The sequence below is a fragment of the Desmonostoc muscorum LEGE 12446 genome (assembly GCF_015207005.2).
In the GTDB taxonomy this organism is placed as follows: Bacteria; Cyanobacteriota; Cyanobacteriia; order Cyanobacteriales; family Nostocaceae; genus Nostoc; species Nostoc muscorum.
This window is the reverse complement of sequence record NZ_JADEXS020000001.1, coordinates 5913765-5937398: the sequence shown is the minus strand read 5'-3', so window position 1 is coordinate 5937398 and position 23634 is coordinate 5913765. Positions and strand designations below refer to the sequence as shown.

General features: G+C 40.4%; 14 protein-coding genes. 9 read left to right on the top strand and 5 right to left on the bottom strand.

All coding sequences use genetic code 11. The features are described 5' to 3' along the window. Positions 1 to 36 precede the first annotated feature (36 nt). Positions 37 to 555 carry a 5-(carboxyamino)imidazole ribonucleotide mutase gene (gene purE, locus IQ276_RS25140; protein ID WP_193922410.1) on the bottom strand — a complete coding sequence of 173 codons (519 nt, stop codon included), beginning with the start codon at positions 553 to 555 and terminating at the stop codon, positions 37 to 39. Positions 556 to 628: 73 nt separating this feature from the next. On the opposite strand from purE, the gene nagA reads away from it, so the two are divergent. From nagA to IQ276_RS25125, 3 genes are all read left to right on the top strand, one after another. After that, positions 629 to 1792 carry an N-acetylglucosamine-6-phosphate deacetylase gene (gene nagA / locus IQ276_RS25135; protein WP_235115952.1) on the top strand — a complete coding sequence of 388 codons (1164 nt, stop codon included), beginning with the start codon at positions 629 to 631 and terminating at the stop codon, positions 1790 to 1792. 448 nt (positions 1793 to 2240) lie between these two features. Beyond that, the gene (locus tag IQ276_RS25130; RefSeq protein WP_193923587.1) at positions 2241 to 2666 is read left to right on the top strand and encodes a hypothetical protein; all 426 of its coding nucleotides are present in this window, start codon (positions 2241 to 2243) and stop codon (positions 2664 to 2666) included. A gap of 122 nt (positions 2667 to 2788) precedes the next feature. Further along, positions 2789 to 4912: a single-stranded-DNA-specific exonuclease RecJ gene (locus IQ276_RS25125; RefSeq protein ID WP_193923579.1), complete on the top strand. Its 2124-nt coding sequence runs from the start codon at positions 2789 to 2791 to the stop codon at positions 4910 to 4912. Between the two features lie 88 nt (positions 4913 to 5000). Here the strand turns inward: IQ276_RS25125 and psb30 are convergent, their stop codons facing one another. Beyond that, positions 5001 to 5144 (bottom strand): photosystem II reaction center protein Ycf12/Psb30, encoded by a 144-nt coding sequence (gene psb30, locus IQ276_RS25120; protein ID WP_073642184.1) that lies wholly within the window; start codon positions 5142 to 5144, stop codon positions 5001 to 5003. 367 nt (positions 5145 to 5511) lie between these two features. Between psb30 and IQ276_RS25115 the strand changes: the two genes are divergently transcribed. The 5 genes from IQ276_RS25115 (at position 5512) to IQ276_RS25095 (ending at position 15687) form a co-directional block, all read left to right on the top strand. Then, the gene (locus tag IQ276_RS25115; protein ID WP_193915426.1) at positions 5512 to 5862 is read left to right on the top strand and encodes a YkgJ family cysteine cluster protein; all 351 of its coding nucleotides are present in this window, start codon (positions 5512 to 5514) and stop codon (positions 5860 to 5862) included. A gap of 188 nt (positions 5863 to 6050) precedes the next feature. Continuing rightward, complete coding sequence (locus IQ276_RS25110; RefSeq protein WP_193915423.1) at positions 6051 to 6482, top strand: TMEM165/GDT1 family protein; 432 nt, start codon at positions 6051 to 6053, stop codon at positions 6480 to 6482. 93 nt (positions 6483 to 6575) lie between these two features. Beyond that, entirely contained in the window at positions 6576 to 6878 is a 303-nt protein-coding gene (locus IQ276_RS25105) for a TMEM165/GDT1 family protein (protein ID WP_190879813.1), read from the top strand. Between the two features lie 161 nt (positions 6879 to 7039). Then, positions 7040 to 8011, top strand: a complete 972-nt coding sequence (locus IQ276_RS25100; protein ID WP_193915421.1) for a GNAT family N-acetyltransferase — start codon at positions 7040 to 7042, stop codon at positions 8009 to 8011. A 47-nt stretch (positions 8012 to 8058) separates the two neighbouring features. Then, positions 8059 to 15687, top strand: a complete 7629-nt coding sequence (locus IQ276_RS25095) for a pesticin C-terminus-like muramidase (RefSeq protein WP_235115951.1) — start codon at positions 8059 to 8061, stop codon at positions 15685 to 15687. Between the two features lie 195 nt (positions 15688 to 15882). Here IQ276_RS25095 and IQ276_RS25090 read toward each other — a convergent pair whose 3' ends face one another. Continuing rightward, entirely contained in the window at positions 15883 to 16809 is a 927-nt protein-coding gene (locus IQ276_RS25090; protein WP_193915416.1) for a cobalamin-binding protein, read from the bottom strand. Positions 16810 to 17587: 778 nt separating this feature from the next. On the opposite strand from IQ276_RS25090, the gene IQ276_RS25085 reads away from it, so the two are divergent. Beyond that, the gene (locus tag IQ276_RS25085; RefSeq protein ID WP_193915413.1) at positions 17588 to 19792 is read left to right on the top strand and encodes a GAF domain-containing hybrid sensor histidine kinase/response regulator; all 2205 of its coding nucleotides are present in this window, start codon (positions 17588 to 17590) and stop codon (positions 19790 to 19792) included. Positions 19793 to 19809: 17 nt separating this feature from the next. Here the strand turns inward: IQ276_RS25085 and IQ276_RS25080 are convergent, their stop codons facing one another. Further along, positions 19810 to 20247, bottom strand: a complete 438-nt coding sequence (locus tag IQ276_RS25080) for a GNAT family N-acetyltransferase (protein WP_193915410.1) — start codon at positions 20245 to 20247, stop codon at positions 19810 to 19812. 62 nt (positions 20248 to 20309) lie between these two features. Continuing rightward, entirely contained in the window at positions 20310 to 23309 is a 3000-nt protein-coding gene (gene pruA / locus IQ276_RS25075; protein WP_193915407.1) for an L-glutamate gamma-semialdehyde dehydrogenase, read from the bottom strand. Positions 23310 to 23634: the final 325 nt, after the last annotated feature.

The window sequence follows — 23634 nt, the reverse complement described above, 5'->3', positions numbered from 1 at the left end:
CTACCGCTAATATAACTCAGTGCTGTGCGGTATTTATTAGAACATTTGTTGTAAATATTGCTCATAACCGAGTTTTTCTAGTTTGGCTTGCTTGGCGATTACCGATTCGCATAGAGTTTGGCGATATTGTTGGACTTTTTCTAACAATTCTGGTTGTGCTGTTGCGAGTATTTGTACTGCTAAAAGCCCAGCATTTTTGGCATTACCGATCGCCACTGTAGCTACGGGAATACCAGCAGGCATTTGTACTATTGAATACAAAGAATCTAGTCCTTGCAGGTTCCGAGTGGCTACAGGAACACCGATGACAGGAAGGGGAGTTAAAGAGGCTACCATTCCGGGAAGATGAGCAGCACCACCCGCACCAGCAATAATTACCTTAATACCGCGTTGGTGTGCGAGTTTAGCATATTCCACCATGCGTTCTGGGGTACGATGAGCAGAAACGATCGCCACTTCATTTTCAACGCCAAATTCGTCACAAATTGCGATCGCGTCTTTCATAGTGGGCAAATCAGAATCGCTGCCCATGATAATACCAACTAAAGGAGCCATAGAATTTTGGATTTTGGATTTTGGATTTTGGATTCAATCTAGAATCAGATTTAGCTATATTCTCGCGAACGTGATGACTCAAGGAACACAAAGTGCCCTAGAAATTATCAATGCTAGAGTGCCTGGATACAAAGATTTGCAAATGCTGTTGGTTAATCAAGAGGGAATAATTGAGCAAATCTCGCCAATGAGTAAGGTTGGTGTAGGGACGCACAGCTGTGCGTCCCTACTAAATGTAGCAGGTGACTGGATTTCTCTGGGCGGCGTTGATTTGCAAATTAACGGTGCATTGGGATTGGCATTTCCTGATTTGAGAAGTGAAAATGCTTATCTTCTTGAGAAAATAACGCAATATTTGTGGGATGTAGGGGTAGATGGATTTTTACCGACACTTGTCACAACTTCGATAGAAAATATTCAGCGATCGCTGGCAGTTATTGCTAATTTTACTGAAAAAGAGAGGTCATGCGCCAAAATTCTCGGAGTACATCTAGAAGGGCCATTTTTGAATTTCCAAAAGCGTGGCGCACATCCAGCAGAGTACCTGTTACCCTTAACAATTGACGAGGTAAAGCGGGTTTTGGGAGATTATGCCCATGTTGTGAAAGTTATCACCTTAGCGCCAGAATTAGATCCCATCGGCGAAGTCATTCCATATTTGCGTTCTGTGGGGATTACCGTTAGTTTAGGACATTCCCAAGCAACAGCCGCCCAAGCAGAACGCGCCTTTGAACTAGGTGCAACGATGGTAACCCATGCTTTCAATGCTATGCCACCACTACATCATCGTGAACCTGGTTTATTAGGGGCAGCAATTACCCATCCGGATGTGATGTGTGGTTTTATTGCTGATGGAGAACATGTTTCGCCTACTATGTTGCAAATTTTACTGCGTGCCAGTGATGGAGAAAAGGGGCTGTTTCTAGTTAGCGATGCCCTTGCACCTCTGGGATTACCCGATGGGGTGTATCCTTGGGACAGTCGGCAAATTGAAGTCAAAAACGGCACTGCACGATTGCCAGATGGCACATTATCAGGAACGACTTTACCTTTATTGGTGGGAGTGCAGAATTTGGTCAAGTGGGGAATTTGTGATGTGGAAAGTGCGATTTTATTAGCTACCAATGCACCTAGACAAGCAATTGGTTTACCGGGAATTGTTCCAGTGCAAACTGCTAATTTATTACGCTGGCATTGGGATAAACAGACAAAAGAACTATCTTGGCAACGATTATAAAAATTTTCTGTTGGGGAGCGATCGCTTGGGCTGATGCTTGCAAACTATGTTACAGTAAATTTACGTAAATTTACAATAAAAACTCACTTTTGTTCACCGAAATAGCGATCGGTCTTGGGGTATAAATAATAGTATTTGAGGTTATCTGCCATTAGTGAGTTTCTCTTATAGCGATTCCCATTCATATGCGGTACAACATTATATAGTTTGTCAACACGCTCTACTGGATTGGCGCTCTAGCCCCAATAATTTTCGGTTAATAATAGAAAAAATGAATACCTGGCGTTGAAGACTACAGGGCAAATGCATGTGTGACTTGTTCTTAAGCCAATACAGAACTTACTCTCAAAGAAAAAAGCCACGCATCAGCTTAATTATGGAAAATATGCTGAGGCTTGACAGTACGAGACTAAAGTAAAATTTTAGTCTAGTACTTATACTGTGTATTATGTTTAAGTCTCTGTCGTTTGCCTTAATTGCAGTTACCGTTTTCACGGCATCCATTGATAACCCCAGCCCTACCTTGGCTGGAACATGTGCTTCTAACTGTGGTTCGCGCCCGATTCAGTTTACACCTGGACAACACATCCGGGTTGAAGTCGTAAATAGCACACCTAATTTGATTAAAATTCAAAAACCCTCTGGGACTGATGCAATATCTTTGAGTCCAGGACAGAAATTAAATTTAGAACAAATAGAGGGTACAGAGCCAAATACATCTCTGATATTTTGGAGCGAAACGGGTTTGTCACTACAAGCAATTGTCTCAAAACCCAACTTTGGTACATTGCGCCTGGAACTCCGTCCCACTTGGCGTCTCGAAAGCGATCGCTCTTTGTATATTATGGATGATGGTAGAATCAACGTGTTTTAGGAGTTTGCAGTTAATTTGGCACGTTGCATTGAGGCATCGGTTCTGGTAAAAGTTATTCAGGCGTAGGCGTAGCCCAACCCAGGCATCGCTATTATCAAAATGGAAACTCCTAATTTTTAATTGTGCCAGACCGACCTTTAACTGAATCCTCAAAACAAACCAGATCCTTACCCAATCAACGTTGGCAGATTTATCCACAACAAACTCAATTAGCTCAGAAGCTAGCGGTTGAGATAAATCTTTCACCCATCATCAGCCAATTATTAATTAATCGCGGTATCGAAACGCCAAAAGCAGCACAAGAATTTTTAAATCCAGAGTCTTTAGTTTTGCCTTCCCCCTTAGAAGAATTTCCAGATTTGGCCATTAGTATAGAGTTACTGGAAAATGCGATCGCCTCTCAAACAAAAATCGCTATTTGTGGTGACTACGATGCTGATGGCATGACTAGTACTGCTTTACTTTTGCGTAGCCTCCGCACTTTAGGCGCAAAAGTAGATTATGCTATTCCCAGTCGGATGCACGAAGGCTATGGTATTAATAAACGTATAGTTGAAGAATTTCACACTGAAGGTGTGGGGCTAATTCTCACTGTAGATAATGGCATCTCTGCATTTGAACCAATAGCTAGAGCTAGAGAACTTGGTCTTACAATTATTATCACCGACCACCACGACATCCCCCAAAAACTACCACCAGCGAATGCTATTCTCAACCCCAAACTGATAGCAGAATCATCTCCTTATCGGGGTGTTGCTGGTGTTGGTGTCGCCTATATTTTGGCAGTGTCTCTAGCACAACAGTTAGGAGAGACTAAAGGCTTAATTAGACCGATGTTAGCACTATTTACACTGGGGACGATCGCAGATTTAGCCCCCTTAACTGGCGTCAATCGCCGCTGGGTAAAACGCGGTTTACAACATTTACCTAAATCGGACTTAGCTGGAATCCAGGCGTTAATTCAGGTAGCTGGAGTGCAAGCGAGGGGAGAAGAGGGAGCAGGAGAGCAAGGGAGCAAGGGAGCAGAGGAGAAAATCCCCAATCCAAAATCCAAAATCCAAAATCCAAAATCGCTAAAGCCGGAAGATATCGGATTTCGCCTGGGGCCGCGAATTAATGCCATTGGCCGCATTGGTAATCCCCAGACTGTGATTGAACTGCTGACTACAGATGATATGGGGATGGCGCTGGAAAGAGCAATGCAGTGCGAACAAATAAATATCAGTCGTCAGGAGATGTGTGAGCAAATTGAACAAGAAGCGATCGCTGTTGTAGAGACGTTACATGTAACGTCTCTACAGCAAGACCGTGTATTAGTTGTTGTGCAACCCAACTGGCACCACGGTGTTATTGGTATCGTTGCCTCCCGCTTGGTGGAACGCTACGGCGTCCCTGTATTCATTGGTACTTATGAAGATGAGCAACACATACGCGGTTCAGCACGAGGAATTCCAGAGTTTGATGTGTTTGCAGCTTTGGAATATTGCCACGACTTACTAGGAAAATTTGGCGGACACAAAGCAGCCGGTGGATTTTCTCTTCCAGCAGAAAATTTACAGTTGTTGCGATCGCGTTTGGTTGAGTTTGCTAGTGGATGTCTTGAACCCCAACATCTCAAGCCTCTGCTGAAAATCGATGCCGAAGTCAACCTCAATCAAATCAATCAGCAGCTTTATCAACAGCTTAACGCTCTCCATCCTTGCGGTATCGACAATCCCGATCCCATCTTTTGGACACCTAATGTCCAAGTCGTTGAACAACAAATTGTTGGCAAGGGTCACATTAAACTGACAATTGCTCAAACTATTGATGGTCAACAGTATAAAATTAAAGCGATCGCCTGGCGTTGGCGCGATTACTTCCGCCTACCATCACGGCTGGATGTCGCTTATAAACTGCGAGAGAATCACTTTAACGGTAACACCACCATTGAGCTAGAGTTAGTAGGTGCGAGATTACCAATTCAGGTTCAACAATTTTTTGTTTCGCCGCCAACTTCTTCAAGCACCAGTTTTGAATACAACCAGAGACAGTATACTTGTGGTTTGTATAAAAATGGTTTGGCAGCAGAATTAAGAATTAAAAATCCTGAAGGCAAAGTCTTAGCTATGCAACCAGGACAGTTAAACGGTTTGCTTGGCACCAATCGTCAAGATGCCAAAGAAGTTGATATTTCTCAACCACAATACGACAGTATTATCCAGGCAGCCCTTCAAGCTTTATCAGTCGTAAGTGCTGAGTTATGAGTCCTGAGTTTTAAGTTCCAAAATTTTCTTTGACTCAGCACTCTACACTTGTTTTCACTCAATACTCAGCACTCAGGACTCAGCACTCTTAAAGGTTACCGTTGCGAAATGCCAGGACAAAGATTACCGCAGGCCCAGCAATCACGATTAGCGCCACGGACAGTAATTGAAAAATAACTTCCCAATTGATGCTGGTAAAAGCGTTAAATAAATCACCCACAGCGTCAAACATTTTTCCTTTTCTCCTGCTAATTGTTTAAAAAATTCAATAACTTAGTTGGGAAACCCGCGATCGATCATATCTGGCCGCGGGCTGTAGGATTTAATTTACTTAACAAAATTATAAGAAAAAACATAAAATATGAGGAATCGGGGATTAGGGATTGGGGACTGGGGACTAGGGAATAAGATTGAAAATACTATTTTCCAATCTCCAGTACCCAATACCTATAGCTTTTCTCAATTAGATAGAATACGGACGTTCGGTACTACAGCAGTGGTACTCTACAGCGACCCTACAGCGTTTTGCATCCAAACCAAAATCGCTATAATACCCAGTACCCAATCCCCATTCCCCATTCCCCATTCCCCAATCCAAAATGTCAACTTGGCAATGTATAAAACAATGTGGAGCCTGCTGTCATCTCGATCCAGCAGATCGTCCAGATTTGGATGAGTATCTCTCACCTCCAGAACTAGAACTTTACCTCAGCATGGTAGGTGAAGGAGGATGGTGCATTAATTTTGACCATACTACGCGAGAGTGCCGCATCTACGCGAATCGTCCGCGCTTCTGTCGCGTGGAGTCAGAAGTGTTTCAAGATATGTATGGAATTGAACCAGAAGAACTCAATGATTTTGCCATTGACTGCTGTCGTGAACAAATCGACGGGGTATATGGCGATCGCAGTTTAGAAATACTACGGTTTGATCGAGCTGTTGGCCTTTGACCGCAACGATTTTAGATTTTAGATTATTTCTGTTCATCTCCCGCCCCTCGTCGTAATCTGTTTCAATCCAAAATCCAAAATTTAAAATCTAAAATTGATTGGCTTTTTTCTGTGGAGTTGCAATTTATTACAAAAATCTGAGAAAATGATAGAAATATGAAAACAACCTAGCAACAAAACTATTGCCTGTGAAAGTAGACTCTGCACCTTTAGGCATTTCTGGCATATCTCCATCTGAGATCGAGCTAGAACTGAAAGACAGCAATGATTTTAACCTAACTCCTGCTCCCTGCCTGCCAGTTCAGCCTGTGGTTGCCGATAATCCTCGAAAGCAGGAATCATCACTAGTAGTTTTTGGTACAACTTTCATAACTATCTTTTTAGCAGAGATTGGAGATAAGACTCAGCTCTCAACGCTGTTAATGAGTGCAGAATCGCATTCACCGTGGGTAGTATTTATCGGTTCTGCGGCTGCACTCATAACCACCAGCTTATTAGGTGTACTTTTAGGTAGTTGGATAGCCAACCGACTCAGCCCAAAAACTGTGGAAAAATCAGCAGGCGTAATGTTGTTGTTGATTTCTCTAATGCTGTTTTGGGATGTATTTGTTGGTCATTAGTCATTTGTCATTGGTCATTTGTCATTTACCCCCTCATCTCCCTCATCTCCCTCATCTTCCTCATCTTCCCACTCCCCACTCCCCCTAAATAATATGGATTGGCATCTTCTTGGACTGAGCTTTATTACAGTTTTTTTATCAGAATTAGGTGACAAAAGTCAGCTAGCAGCGATCGCACTTTCAGGGCGTTGTCAATCTCCGCGTGCTGTATTTTTTGGCACAGCGTCAGCGCTAATATTGACAAGCCTTTTGGGAGCGTTAGCAGGGGGAGCAGTGTCAGAATTATTACCTACACGCTTGATGAAAGCGATCGCTGCTGTGGGATTTGCCATCCTCGCTGCACGTCTGCTGTTATTTAACAATGAAGCATCATCTGATTCAGAACAAACACCATAATTCAAGGTGAGTTCGACAGCAGCCAAGTCTTGCGATCGCAGTTGTTAAATTGGTTGACTAAATCAGAGTAGTTGCTGCATAATCAGAAAATTCCTGATTTAATGTTTCTGCATTGTTCAACAAGTTTATGTAACCAAACTGTTGCTTACATCCAGAACATTATGAAGTATACACAAAGACTAGCGATCCCAGAAGATAAAACTGCGATCGCGCCTTTATGGCAGGCTTTTGCTCAAGAGCGATCGCAATCCGATCCGGCAATAACTCTCAAAGCAAATTTTGATTTTGAGCGATACATAGAATATCAACTCGCCAAACTTCATACATACTGTTTTGTTTTAGAATTTGATGAGCAAATTGTCGGATTTATATCTATTTATATCTACGATGAAGCACCCCCGCCCGATATTGTCGTTGATATCGAGATTTTAGAAAATCCTTTTAAACCTCGTCGTGTGGGTGCAGTGCTGGGATTATATGTACAAGAACAACACCGGAAACCAGAAACGATTAAACTACTAATTGATGTTGCGATCGCTAAAGGTGAAGAACTAAAAATTAGTGATATCGATGTATTAGTTAGCATTGAGCAGACAGGAATTCAGGCTCTATTAACCAGGGCTGGATTTACCAAATCAGCAATTCAATACAGTAAACATTTTGAAATTTCCTATACAAATTTACCGAATTTACATACTCCTATTCTGAAGGAAGTAGAGATTTCCGCAGGTGCGATCCCCTTACGAGATCCGAAAAAGAATGTAGTAGTGAAAAATTCTCATGGAGAACTAGTATATCTCTATCCTGTGAAAAATGCAGCAGGAATAATTTATAAAAATTCTAGAGGTTTACCCATTTATCCTACACCAATTCGAGATCCACAAACAGAGGAATGGGTATTAGATGGCGAGGGGAAATTGATAGTTTGTCCAGCAATATTTGATGTAGATGGGGAAGTTTTAGAATATCAAGAAATTCCTCAATTTTGTCCGCCTACTTATGAGCTAATTGATGGTAAATTACAGTTAAAGCAGGATGAAAACGGTAATTATGTGTTTGCTGAAGTGGAAAAAGATGAAGCAGGAAAAGTAGTGCGATCGCCAGACGGTAAACCCATATTCAAACAAAGTTAAAAATCTAAAATAACTTCAAATTCAAAATAAATTGGAGCATATATATTATGGTTTCTACATTTGAAAATGTAAATTATACTGTTATTAGCGTGCCTATTTATAGTGCATTAAACAAATATGAGGAATTGAATAGTGTTCTGCATATTAATCAAGCCAACTTACTGCAATTAGAGCAAAAATTAAACCTTGCTGATGATGATTATCAAGTTGCTAAAAATCGTTTTGATGCTAGCGAAGCTAAAAAACAACTATTAACAGCAAATCTTGGTGTACTAACCAATAGAAAAATTTCATTAGATACTACATTTATTAATCAGCAAGCAGGAATTAAGGGGACAATTGATAGTATTCAGCTTAGTTTGAATGATGCGATCGCTAGGCTAAATGCTGAGACAGATTTTGCTAATAGAGATGCTATTGTCAAAGAAATCAATGGCTATTATGTACAAATTCAACAAGAACAGAATTTACTATCTCTCATTTATGGTGATTATCAGCAAGATGTAGCAATAGTTAGTTTAAAAATTAATCAGGTAACTACTGATTTACAAGAACTAGAAAATAGTATTATTCCTGCTCAAAAGCATGAGTTAGAGGCAAAAAATCAGTATTTAGTTGAAGTTTATAGTTCATTAGAAGCTATTAAACAAGCTGTAGCCAATTCCGAAAAAGATATCCAAGATTTTCTGACAGATAACTCTTATCTAGTAACCGAGGATCATTCAGGTAAATTTATCCAAGATACGATTGGTCAGCTTAATCAAAAAATTGCCACTCTTCAAACCGATTTAGCAACCTTAAAGAGCGATATTAACTCATCTGGTGTACAAATTGAAGCATTAGAAAAGCAAATTCATGAACAACAACAATATTCAGATGAACTGAAAAAATATTATCAAAATGTTGCACAAGAAGAACAAGAATTTCAGCAAGAACGGCAAATAATTGAAGTCACAGATGCAGATACAAATCTATCTGTTATTTCTGCTTTAGAAAACGATAGTATTCAAGGCTATGTAGATTTAAGTTCCCAGCTAGGGAATCAGTTAAAGGGATTAGCTGACATTTGGGTTGATAATTTACAAGATAATCATAGTCGAACAGTCAATGTCTGGAATTCTTCTCAAAATCACTCCCAAGCTTTTGATTCTTTGGCAATATATATTGCAGAAAATTTAGCTGATTCTCATGGAGCGTATTATCTCAATGAGTTGCAGTTAGATGAAAAAATCAAGATTCAAGAGTCAACCGTAAATCGGCGTGATGCCTTAGCAGAAAGTATAAATCATATTGAGGATAGTATTGCACTATATAAAAAGCAAATTGATGAAGTCAACAAATTATCTAATTCGCTGCAAAATCTCCAAGAACTGACTACATACGAAAGAGAATATGCTGATTTACAAAAATCTTATCGTGATTTACAGCAACAAGAGCAAATTTTAACCTCTGACTATTCTCAAAAACGAAGCATCCGTTTCCGAAAAGAGCAAGGATTATCAGAGATTCAAAAAGCATACAATGACAGGCTGGCTACGGCTACTTCTCGTAATGCAATTTTTAATCCAGCCACAAATAGTTACTATTTTTTAGTTGACAATGCGACTTGGACTGAAGCACAAGCAATAGCCCAATCATTAGGAGGTAATTTAGTTACTATTAATAATGCTGAAGAAGAAGCATGGATTAAAAATGCTTTTAGTAGTAAGCTAGCACCATATTACGTAGGTAGTGGTGGTGATAGCGGTTATAATGAAGTAAGACCATCTTTTTGGATTGGACTAACTGATAAAAACCAAGAAGATGTTTGGCAATGGGCTAGTGGTGAAGCAGTTACATACAATAATATAACAATACCTACATATTATGGTGAAGATTATTGGTATTGGCGCAATTATCAAGAACAAGCAGATTTTGCCAGTATAACTTTTTATGGTTGGGTATCTCAAACTGAAGGAGAATATCGAAACATAGATAGCGGCGATTCCGGTTATACAGCGTATGTTGATATCAGACAATCGGGTATTATTGAACTTAATTTTACATCAATTAATCAACAATTAATTAATGCTCAACAAGAATTAGCATCAGCTACTAATATTGAAAATGCAGCTTGGCAAGCTCTCCAAAATTTATTACCAAGTAAAATTCACCTTGATAATGCTATTAATCAGCTAACTCCTTTATTAATTAATGAGTTAACAGAGGAAGTAAGCCTACTCCCCCAAAGATACGAAATAAAATCCTCAGAATTACAAACTTATTTTCAAGAACGTTCTGCGATTCCTTGGCCTTACAATTCATCTGCAAGTGCAACCATCGCCTATCTCCAAAGCCTACGTCTAGAAATTGCTTACCTAGACATTGTAGAAGAAAAATCGCCTGCAACAATTACGGCATATTTACAAGAATATCAAGCCACTAGATATAGAGAAGAATTTTATTTAGAAGGTTTACAAGATAAATATTTCCCAGGTCTAAGTAACGCCCAAACTCTTGCAGAATTACAACAAAAGATTGTTGATGAAATCGGCAACTCTCAACAAGAAATTGAGCAACTTAAAGCTGATATCACTAAAAAACAAGCTGAAGCTGCTGCTGCTTTAACTCAAGCCGATGCATTTGAACACCAAGCTGCTATTAACTGGGATCTAAGCAAAAAACAAGGCGCTACTTGGACAGAACAAAGACAAGTTAAAGGTAAATCTGGTCGCACTCGTACAGAAACTATCACTCATGTCGATCATTACTGGATCATTTGGGATACTTACACTAAACAAGCCACAACTCTAAGACAACATGCTGAAAATCTGCTTAAGGGTGCAGAAACTGATACTACCCGACAAGATACTGTTACTAGCATTCTAGAGCAGTGGAATAAAGCCAATGAAGTCGCTGATGAAGCTGCTATCACCCAAGAAGGACTCTTGAATCTCCTCACCCAACTTGAAGCCGAGAGACAATCAAATATTGATAGAGAAGCCCAAATTATCGAATGGGAAGCTATTCTTCCTATCCTCAAAGAACAACTCCAACAAGCCATCACAGAAGCAGAAGTTAAGACTGGTGACGTTCAAAAAGAATGGACAGAATACAAAGATAGCGAACAAGATTATCAAACAGACTTGAATGATGTTCTCAAACGTCACGCCGAACTGCAAACCGAAGCGCAACAACTCCAACAGGAAATTGCAGAAGCGCAACGTTGGGTAACTCAACAAAACACCCACTTGGGCGACGAAATTAACCAAGCCGCAGCCCTACTTACCCAACTGCAAACCCAACGAGACACCATCACAGAACAACTCGCCACCGCCACAGGTGAGACTCAAACAAACCTACTCACCAAACAAGCAGTCCTCGATTACTCTATTAAACTCCTCACCCAAAAACAAACCGTCCTCACCGCCGAACAAGCGTCCCTCACCCAAAAACAAACTCTCCTGAATGAGCAAAAAAAACTCATTGAGACAGAAGATAAACTCTTCAAAGCTTATTTAGTCAGTCCTGGCGACACCGAGAACTTAGAAAATCTTCTCCTCGATACTCGTGCTGCACTCGCCCAAGCCCAAAAACTTGCAGATCAAGCCAAGGCTAGCAGTGAGGCCTTAAAAACCTTGATGGATGAGTTACAAGATACCCTGCAATTACAAAACGATAAATATCTCGCCGCCATCAAAGATAAACAAGAAATACTCCAAGAACTGATCGAAGCAACCGAACTCAAAGAAAATTACACTCTACAAGCAACTGTCAAACGCCAAGAACTTAACGAGAGTGAAACCAAATTAATCGATATTCTCAAACAAGCTAACGAAGCTGGTAGCCAAGAAGCCGCCAAACTTTTAGAAGTTGCTTTCAACAATAATTTTGCGACGGCTGCGGAAATTTACTACAAAGACTATCGGGATTTAGCTAACGATAAAGGTGGTAGTTGTGTCAAGGGAGTCGCCCGCCCAGAAGATTTGCAATTAGCCGATCGCTACTACAATGAAATGATGAAATATCGGCAATTGCAAGAGCAAGCCCAACAACAAGCCGATGATTTTGCCGCAGCCCGTCAAGCCATAGAAGCTCAAGTTAAACTACTAGAAGAACAACAGGCGATCGCTGCTGACGAATTAGCCAAAATCCAGCAAAGTATCGCGGAATCTGAAGCCGATATTCAGGCAAAACAACAACAGTTAGAAATTGCCGAATTCCGAATTAGTACGCTTTCCCAATTCCAAAATTGGACTCAACAAACCCTCACTCAACTCCTCTCCGTTGAACAATTGAACCTAGCCCAAGCCAAATTAGAACAGGAAATTGCCCTCAATCGTGAAGGTGCGATCGATGATGAGGTGAAAAATCGCTTGGAGAGGGAACGCCTAGATATTGAGCGCGATCGGCAAATAGCCCTCGTTACACTCGAACAACTCAACCAACTCAAAACCGAAGAAGCCCTTCAGCAAGCTATTAACGATTTGCGATTTGATTTAGGCTTAAATCCCATTGAAGATATTATCCGACTAGCAGAGTGGAAAGGGCAATTATCAGGATTATTAACTAACTTAACTAGCTTTCAAGAACAGCCGAATCTACCTGAAAATGTCAAAACTCTCTTAATTGAAACCTCGCAAGATATTCAACTTGCCATACAAGGAAAAGAAGCTGCCACTATTCAAGATAACCTGCTCACAAGTGCCAATAAATTAATTGAGCAGGTAAATTATCTCAATGCTTCTGTTGCTGAATTAGAAAAGGAAGAACAGCAATACATACTCTTGTTAACACAATCTGAAACAGATTTACAAGGGGCAACTAAAACACTTTACGACGAAATTGAAAAAGCTGGGGTTTTAGCAGACGAAAAAGAAATACTAACTGCTGAAAATCTAGAAATTTTATACAAAGTTGCCTATGCTCAAGAAGCTGGGCAAATTTCCCAAGAATTAGCTAAACAATCCCAACAGCTTTTAAATCAAATTCTTGAGAAACGCATCGAAACTAGGGCACAGAGAAAGAAGAATTATATTAATGATTTAGTTGGTACTGCGACTATGGTTCTGGCGATCGCAGGTGCAGCCTTAACTGGAGGAGCAACCCTTGGACTTTATTCGGCTACTTCTTCATTAGTTTCTCTGGGTAATGCTTTAACATTTGCTAGCAATATTTTGAGTGCTGCTCAATCTGCTTACAATGGTGACTGGGCAAAAGCTATTTATAGCATTGCCATGACTGTTGTAGATTATAAAATCACCGATCTCGATAGTCAACTTAAAGGAGCAGAACAATCTCTAAAAGTTGCCAAAGACGCTAAAGATTTAACAAAAATTGCTGATGCTACTAAGATTCTCGATGACTTAAAAAATGTCCTTCAGCCAACGCTGAATAATCTCAAAACTTTTAAAACAGTTGCGACAACTACCTACAATACCCATCGGGCTTTAGAATCTGGAGACAATGTATTAGCTATACTTTCTGTTTTTAAGGGTGTGGCAGATGTCGCAGCGATTGGAGTTAATATAGATAAGACTACAGATTTCTCCAATCTGGAAAAAGTCTTAATTACCGCCGGGCAAGTTTCAGTCACGGCTCATGAAGGAATTAAATTAATTGAAGATGGTAAATTACTAGAAGCTTTTGAAAAGTTACGTGGAGTTACATCCACAATCAGCGGTAATTTCGCCTCAGAATTAGTGGATAAAGATATTAGTGATGGTCTTTTTACATTGAAAGTTGCTTTAACAGTGGGAGAAGTTTCTGTAGATGTTCATAAAACAATTAAAGCAATTGAAGATAATCAGTGGAAAGACGCCTTAAAGTCTCTTCAAAAAATAGGTAAGACGGTTGATAAGAATTTTGATAAGGATTCATCTACCAACACTCAGTCTGGTGGTGATTCATCAGGTGAACCGAGCAATGATAGTTCTTTAAGTAAGCTAGATGTATTGGTGAAAAAATTTGAAGAATATAAAGAAAAGGTAGAGCAATACTTAAAGGATAAGTTTGACCTGGATTATGAAAAAATCGAAAAACTTGCAGATACAGCTAACGTGCTGAAGGATATTTTTCAAGATGACAATTCCAAAGCTTGGTTATCTGGGATCAAAGATATCCTGACAATTTGGGAAGGAAAACTCAAATCAGTAATTAATGAAAATGACACAGATAAAACTTTTGATGTCATCAAAAATCTAGCTGAAACAGCTAATCTTTTATATGCAGCTAATGAGAAAGGAAAAGTTAATGATTGGGTATCTGCCATTCAAAACAGTGTAAAAGTATGGCAAGGTGTAGCTTACGATAGCTTATACAAACCCGAAGTTGCTAAATTAGCCAAAGATTTAAAGATCAACCCAGCAGATATTAAAGTAGAAGCAGATGGAAGTATCTACTTCTCTGGTGGTAATGATTTGAAAATATTAATTGGCTTTGAAGCTTTCCGCTTAAAAGCTGATGAAATTGAAAAACTATTTTTATCTGAACAAGCTGGAGCCTTAGATGCTTTACCAGATAACTTAAAAGCACAAGTCGTCAATTATTGGCTGCAAAAATATCCATCAGAAGATGCATGGATTAAAGCACATCCGATTTTAGTTGCTGATAACAGTGGTAACTTACCAATTGAGGCATTAAATTCTCAAATTAAAATATTACAAACCGTCTATTATCAAGTACCACAAGGTAAACTTACCTTTGATGTCGAAGGACAAGAAGGTGGAAAATATCATTCTCGCAAACCTCATTGGCCAGGAGGTGTATCAGGGGTCACCATCGGACGTGGTTATGATTTAGGACAGCAGACAAAAGAACAGATTATCCAAGATTTAAAAGCGGCTGGTTTATCAGAGGCTGACGCTAAAACTTACGCAGAATTACAAGGACTTAAAGGAGAAGACGCTCGGAAAAAACTTGATGAATTAAAAGATAAGCTTTTGGAAATTACACCAGAACAACAGCAGAAGCTTTTTGATATAACTTGGACAAAACAATATAAAGAGGTTCAAAGAATTTCTAATAACCCAGATATAGTAAAAGCTTATGGACAAGTAGATTTTACCAAATTAGATCCAGCAATTCGAGATTTAGCTGTCGATTTGAAGTATCGGGGAGATTACAATTCAGCAACTCGAACTAAAGTCCAGGAATTAATGTCCAAGAATGATTTACAGGGATTACTTAAATTAATGTCTGATAAAGATTTTTGGCAAAACAATAAAATTAAAGGTTCGGATGGCAAAGAATATAATATAAATGTGCCAGAAGATAGATTCAAACAACGAATCAAATTTTTGGAAAAAGCTGTATCTAGTCAAAAAGGTGCAGAAAAATCTAAACAATCACTTAATTATAATATTGGTGATGTTGATCCTTTGACGGGTATAGGAGAGCGAGAAGTTCTTACGGGTTATACTAATGCAGATTTATTTATTTTAGGTAATAGCAAAACTAGCTTTTATGGTCAAAATAAAAGCGATTATGCACTAATTCAAAATTTCGATCCAAGCATTGATATAGTTCAACTTCATGGCAATCGAGATAATTATGTTTTGGATGCGATTCTAGATCAAGAAATTTCAGGATTAGGAATTTACTTGAAGATTGGAGCGCAACATGAATTAATTGGAGTTCTGCAAGAAGTAGGGATAACTGATTTTGATTTAAATTTACAAACAATTTATCTTGCTTAGGGATTTACAAATAAAAAAACACTCAAATTTTCTTGTGGGGATGGGCATCTCGCCCGCCCGTCAGCAAGGGCAAACAAAATGCCAACCCCATAAGAAATAGTTGGATATTTTTTATTTGGAAGTTCTAAGATAAGCGATCGCTTTGCCTCGCGATCACCGTATCCCTTAGAGAATCTAATTCAACCGGACACGATATCACAAAGGTTCCCAACCAGTTCCTTTGTAGCCGTATTGAAAAATTTCTGGGTGTAAAATTTCTGCCAAAATTTCTAGAGAGTCTACCAATCGCGGTCCTGGACGATTGAAGTAAGAATTACCATCAGTGATGTAGACTCTACCAGCTTGGGTGGCGTGGAGTTTTTCCCATTCAGGAAGTTGAGTTAACAGTTGGGCTTCTTGGCGGGTGCGATTTAAATCAAAGCCACAAGGCATAAAAACAATTACATCTGGATTACTAGCTATTAGTGTTTCCCACGGTAAGTGGGGAGAAGGCTGACCTGCGACACTAAACAGGGATTGCCCTCCTGCCAAGTTGACTAATTCCGGAATCCAATTCGCCGCTACCATCAAAGGATCAGTCCATTCGATGCAGGTGACGGTGGGCAGTTCATTTAAACCAAGTCCTTGGATTTTTTGCTGACAAATTTTGATGCGAGCCTCTAAATTTTCTATGACTTTTACTGAGTCTACGCCAAAGGTGTTGCCTACTCGCTCAATATCAGCGCAAATATCTTCGAGAATGTTGGGTTGTAAAGAAATAATCTGGGGTTGGCTGTGAACAAGTGTAGCAACTGCTTTTTCGACTTCATGGAAGCTGACAGCACAAACATCACACTGGTCTTGAGTCAGAATGTGGGTAGGTTGCAACTGCTCTAAAACATCTGTTTTGATTTGATAGATACTGAGAGCAGATTGTAATAAATTGTTGACTTCATCGTGAATTTGGCTGCTGGAAGCATTAGAGTTGAGGCGTGCTTGGGTACAAATGGGGCGATTTTGGATTTCTGGGGGGTAATCACATTCGTGCGATCGCCCTACAATAGCGTTAACCAGTCCTAATGTCGCTAAAATCTCTGTCCCACCGGGAATTAGGGAAACAATTCTCACATTACTATCTATCATCGCTCTACCTTTGCAACAGCTACCATTAATTTAATTCTGGCAAAATTCAAGTCATTAAATATCTTTCTCTAGGGGAATTCAAGGGTATTCTGGTAGTCACCAAAAGGACAAGGGCACAAGGAGATAGGGAGACTTTGGGGTTACCTCATAAATAAATTCAGGGGCTTGAAACCCTCTATAACATGGGATTTTTTCTTTTTCCCCTTCTAACTCTCCCCCTCACCTTGTCCTCTTCAGTCAGGACTAACCAAGAATTAGAACCTGAGCAGCGGTATCCCTTGGTATGAAGGTAGCAATTATGGTAATTAAGTGATGTAATGATTACATTGGCTGTGCTAGACAACTTTTAAAAATACTATACTACTTGATAGTTAAGTCACTAACCCAGGGCTTTAAGCCGTGGGCTTGTAAGAGTTAAAAGCCAATTAATTGAAGCAAGTTAAAAAAGTGTCTAGCCTGTAAAGTAAATGTAATCTGAATTATCTAAAGAGTGGCATCTAAAAGTATGTAGACGACACCTCCCTCATTGTCTACCTCTACGGCGATCAGTATCGGAGAGTTTTATGATTCCTTGAGGCAAAAATGACTGGTATGAACTTACAGAACTGATTGGCAAATTCTAGTTTGGAACTCGTCATTCCAAAATCAGAAAATTTTATTAAAACAAATATAGTTTCCGGTTATGAAAAACCCTATGAAGTAATTGTAGTTATACAAAGACGGTTCTATTTTTCCCGTAGAACTACGAAGCAAAATTATCTCTTCTTGAGGACAACTCATGCAGGTGGTCGCGGCTAGAAGTATCACAGAGTATAATCAAGCCCAAGAGGGTTTACAAATCAGAGAAGATAGTCGGCGAAAACAAAGCCAGACCTTGGTGCAATTGGCAAGAAGCAAGACATTTCAGCAAGGTAATCTCAATGCGTCCGTCAGGGAAATCACAGAAACTGCTGCTCGGACACTCTTAGTTGAGCGAGTCGGGGTATGGTTATATAATGAAGAACGTTCAAAAATGGAATGCATCGATTTATACGATGTCAATACCAAGGAGCATAGCTTTGGGAGCTCCCTTTTAAAAACAAATTATCCTGCTTATTTTCAGGCTTTAGAACAGGAACGTAGCATTGCCGTAGATGATGCTAGAAACGATATCAGAACTCAAGAATTATCAGAGTCTTATCTTTCTACTTTTGGCATCACATCCCTCCTGGATGCACCAATTTGGCTAGAGGGGCATTTGGTAGGCGTAGTCTGCCACGAACACATAGGCCAAGGTCGCCAATGGACTTTGGAGGAAGAAACTTTTGCTGGCTCAATTGCAGATTTTGTGACTTTGGCTATAGAAGCAAGCCAGCGAAATACCGCACAGGAAGCACTGCGACAGAGTGAGGCGCAATTTCGGGCGATTTTTGAGTGTTCTTCTATCGGCATTGCACTTATAGATATGAAAGCCCAGATAGTCGATACTAATGTGGCACTGTGCGAGATTTTAGGATATAGCCGAGAAGAGTTATACGGCAAACGCTTTACAAATTACCTTTGCAGACAAAAAGGCGATTTAGAGATTTACAAACAATTGGTGTCAGGAATTGGCACGGATTTAGGGAAAACTTCAAGGGTGGAAGTTAAAGGACAACCTGCGGATAGACATCGGATTGAGATGGAAAGATGCTGCCTGCATCAAAATGGTAGCTTAGTTTGGACTCATATCTCTGTTTCTGTCATTCCAGGCAGCAATGGTCAACCTGAGTTTTTTCTAGCGATGATTGAGGATATTACTGAACGCAAGCAAACAGAACTGAAACTACGTGCTTCTCAAGAAGCAGCCGAAGCAGCCAGTCGAGCAAAAAGTGAATTTTTAGCAACCATGAGCCACGAACTGCGGACGCCTCTGAATGCAATTATGGGTTTATCGCAATTGTTACAAGAAGAAATAGTTGGCTCTCTCAATGAAAAACAGAAGGAATATATCGATTGTATATACGGTAGTGGTGAACAGTTACTGGCAGTGATTAACGATATCTTGGATTTATCTAAGGTGGAAGCAGGCAAAGAAGAATTGTTGCTTTTACCTTTGCCAGTGTCAGAGATATGTAATTATGCCATATCGACAGTGCGCGATCGCGCTTTAGAAAAGGGATTGGGACTCACATGTGAAATTGATCCCGAAGCAGATACTTGCATTGCTGATGAACGACGCATCAAACAAATGCTACTTAACCTGCTCACTAATGCTGTTAAATTCACCCCAGCTGGTGAGGTATCGGTAGTAGTAAAAAAATTACCCCAAGGGATGAAATTTATAGTTTCAGATACTGGAATTGGTATTGACTCAAGTCAGTTTGAATTTCTATTTGAACCATTTAAACAGCTTGACAGTAAGTTAAATCGCCAGTATGAAGGCACTGGTTTGGGTTTAGCTTTGACACGCAAATTAGCGCGTTTGCACGGTGGAGATGTGACCGTTAAATCAACTTTGGGAGAAGGTAGCGAGTTTACTTTGTTTCTACCAAATCGGTCGCATCTGGAAGATGAGGGAGAAAATTTTACTTTGTCTGCATCATCTTCCCTGTCCATTCCTCAAAATCAAACGATTTTGTTTGTGGAAGACGAGCAAAATACTGGCATTGTGCTGCAAGATTATCTCCAGACAATTGGCTACCGAGTCAAGTGGATTAATAGCGGCAATGATTTTTTGAAGCAGGTGCAAAGCCTAAAGCCAGATTTAATTTTGTTGGATGTTCAGTTAGTAGGTGATGTTAGTGGCTGGGATTTACTAAATATTCTTAGACAAGAGCCTTCTTTAGAAGATTTGCAGGTGGTAATGATGGGCTTTAATGAACTTTCAGAAGAGAAAATTTCTATTCTGGAAGCTGGTGCTAACGACTATATCCTCAAACCAATTCGGATATTTGAATTAGAGTCAATGTTAATGCGATATTTGAATGAAATTGATTTTGAGATGAGCGAAACACCAATTTAGCCGCTAGGCGATTTCATTTAGGAAAATTTTTTAATCATTTTTACATGACAAATACCAGCTTCTTCAAATGTTTCGCCTTCTTCTACAAAGTCCAATTTTTGGTATAAACCTTTGACATACTCTTGAGAATGAATTACAACTTTTCGAATATTTTTTCTAGCTAGAAACGAGAGTGCATTTTCCATGATTTTCTTACCAATACCTTGCCCTCTGACTGTAGACAAAACAGCAAGTCTTTCTATCTTGGCAGTTTTATCATCTAAATATCTAATTCTGGTAGTACCCACAACTTTCCCATCTAAATAAGCTATTAAATGGTCAGAGATTTCATCTTTGCCATCAAACTCTAAAGCGGGATCTACCCCTTGTTCATCTTGAAAAACAGATTTTCTAATTGCGGCGATCGCTGGAAATTCTTCAGGTATTTTAGCAATTTTTATGACTAAATTACTCATCAAACTTTCTCTGGTCTTAATATATCAAAAAAGGTGGGAAAAACCCCACCTAATTCTATACCTTAATCAACTCCGTCAATTGGTGCAAAACCTTGACGCTGAATATTTTCTGTGATTGCCCGTGGTTCCAGGAATTGCAGTAGATAATCAGGGCCTCCGGCTTTAGAACCTACTCCCGAAAGCTTGAATCCACCAAAGGGTTGCCGTGCAACTATAGCACCTGTGATAGTGCGGTTGATGTACAAATTCCCGACTTCAAATTCTGTTTGTGCCTGCTGAATGTGGGAAGGGGTTCGAGAATAAAGTCCTCCAGTCAAGGCGTAGTTAGTCCCGTTAGCGACTCCTAAAGCTTCCTGGAAATCTTTCACGCGAATTACCGCCAGCACAGGCCCAAAAATTTCTTGCTGGGAAATTACCGCATTTGGCGATACCTCACTAAAAATCACAGGGCCGATAAAATATCCGTGTTCCGGTGCTGGTAACTCCAAGGCTAGTTGTGATTCTGCCTTACCCTTCTCAATATACTCGCGGATGCGATCGCGGGCATTGGCATCAATTACCGGCCCCACTTGGGTACTAGGTAACTCTGCTTCCCCAATGTTCAGAGATTTAGTCGCTTCCACCAACCGCTGCACAAAGGCATCATAAATCGGTTGCAGCACAATCACCCGCGAACAAGCAGAACATTTTTGTCCGCTGTAACCAAATGCTGACTGCACTACCCCAACAACTGCTTGGTCTAAATCAGCACTTTCATCGACAATAATTGCATTTTTACCGCCCATTTCCGCAATTACTCGCTTCATATGCTTTTGTCCAGGTTTGAGGGTTGCTGCATCTGCGTAAATTCTACACCCTACTTCCTGAGAACCAGTAAAAGCAATTACATGAGTATCTGGATGATTTACCAAATAAGCGCCGACTTGGGAACCCTTACCAGGTACGTATTGAAATACACCTTTAGGAAAACCAGCATCGATCAAGATTTCTGTGAGTTTTGCGGTAATTACAGAAGATGTTTCCGCAGGTTTAAGGAGAGTACAATTGCCGGAAACTAAAGCTGCAACAGTCATTCCACAAGCGATCGCCAGCGGAAAATTCCAAGGAGAAATCACCACAGCAATTCCTCGTGGCTGGTAAATATAACGATTAGTCTCACCGGGTATGTCGTAAATCACACCTTTATCTAACCGTTCCATTTCATCAGCGTAGTAGCGACAAAAATCTATCGCCTCAGAAACCTCTCCATCAGCTTCCTTAACGGGTTTTCCAACTTCCAAAACCATCCAAGCGGAAAGTTCAGCGCGGCGTTCTTCCATCAAATCAGCCGCTTTTCGCAAAATCCTAGCGCGTTCCCCAACTGGTGTTTTGCGCCACCCAGGAAACGCCGCCTTCGCAGCTTGCATCGCCTGTTCGGCTTGTTCAACACTAATTAATCCGACTTTCCCAACTACCTCGCTGAAATTAGAAGGATTGAGAGAATCAACAAATTGCGGCGTGTTAACATACTCCCCGTTAATCAACGGTAAATAAGTTCTACCCAACTGTTGACGAACCCTTTGGAAAGCTTCTGTCGCCTTTCTTCTCCCCTCCTCCTGGGCATAATCCGTATCCGGCGCACCGAAGAAAGAAGAGGACGTGGGGATGGGAGGACGCTCTGACGCGGGGAAATTTTCAGTCTCTGCGTTTTTGACAGATGGCGCTGCTAAGAGTTCCTCAATCGGACGATTTTCGAGATTTTGTCGCAAGAAAGAACTATTAGCGGTATTTTCCAACAATCGCCGAATCAAATATGCCATTCCAGGCAATAATTCACCGTAAGGGCAGTAAACTCTAACCCGATAACCCCTATCAACCAAAGCCTTGGCGACTTTATCACCCATACCGTAGAGGACTTGCAATTCAAAGCGACGGCGGGGGACATTTAAGCTTTCGGCTATAGCAATGGCACGAGCGTGCGATCGCACATTATGGCTACCAATGGCAGAATAAACATATTGATGATTTTCTAGCAATAACTGAGTGATAGTTTCAAAGTTAGCATCAGTTGCCGCTTTATCATTGTAAACTGGCTGTGACCAGTGCTTCTGTGCTGCTTTAATAGTTTCTTGATCCCAATATGCGCCTTTCACCAAACGGATTGTTAGGGGATAACCGCGCTGTTTTAACCAAGAAATCACGTTTTTAACATCTTCCTCGCTATCACGCAAATATGCTTGGATTGTCATGCCAATGTCTGTGCGTTGCCGAAACTCTTCTTCCAGTAAAAGTTTTTTCAAGATATTCAGAGTTATGTCCTTATAGGCATACTGTTCCATATCAAAATGCACAGCTGCGCCTAATTCTTTGGCACGACGTAAGAGAATACGAATGCGATCGCTAACTCGTTCTTCACTACCTTTAGCATCTAATGGGTCAAATTGCGAATAAAACGCCGTTAACTTAACAGAAACCTGGACTTTTGGTAGGGATTCGCCATCTGCCTCATCAATCGCCGGTATGACTGTCCAATTCTTCGATGCTTCCACCAATTGTTGCATTAATTCTAGATAGCGTTCTAGATAAGATTGCGCTTCAGCTTCAGTAATTACCGCTTCACCAAGTAAATCAATGGTGAAAGCCATTTTTTCTTTTCGCAGGCGTTCAACTGTTTTGATGACTTGTTTAATATTTTCCCCAGAAATATATTTATGAGCAAGAGTTTCAACCGCTGTACCAACGGTTGTGGCAGCAACTTGTCCTGGTACAGAATCGGGGTTAGCAAAGTTTAGCATTCCCTTCAAAGCTGAGGGTAATTCTACAGACTCATCCCCTAAATATTCTTGTAAATGAGAGGCAATTTCTGATTTACTATGCAAAGCAGGTAGTGTATCTATAAACCGAAATAATTGCACCCGCAACCCAGGATTACTCATTGCCCAAGCTAGTAATTTATCATCCCAACGCATTTGATCTCGCAGGGAAGCAAAAAACGAACGATTTTCTTGGGTAGCTGCTAGAAGTTGTTTAGCAATTTCTTGGGTTTTAGCTTCGTAGGTGCTTGTTTGTACTTGTAATACCACTGATAATAAACTCCTTAATCAAGGCAAGGCTTTTTGTACAAAACCTGTGTCTTCTATTTTGACGCTTTAATTTTAGCTGTCACTATATTGGGGAGTGGGGAGTGGGGAGGTGGGGAGGTGGGGGAGATGAGGGAGGTGGGGGAGATGAGGGAGATGAGGGAGATGAGGGAGATGGGGACAAGGAGAAAACTTGCAGTAAGTCTTTGCCTTTGTCCCTCTATCTTCTTCCTTCCCCGCGTCCCCGCGTCTTTGCGTCCCCTTCCCATACCCTATTCAACCACTGACAAGTGTTATCCTTTTGTTGATATATTTTTAACTTGATCGG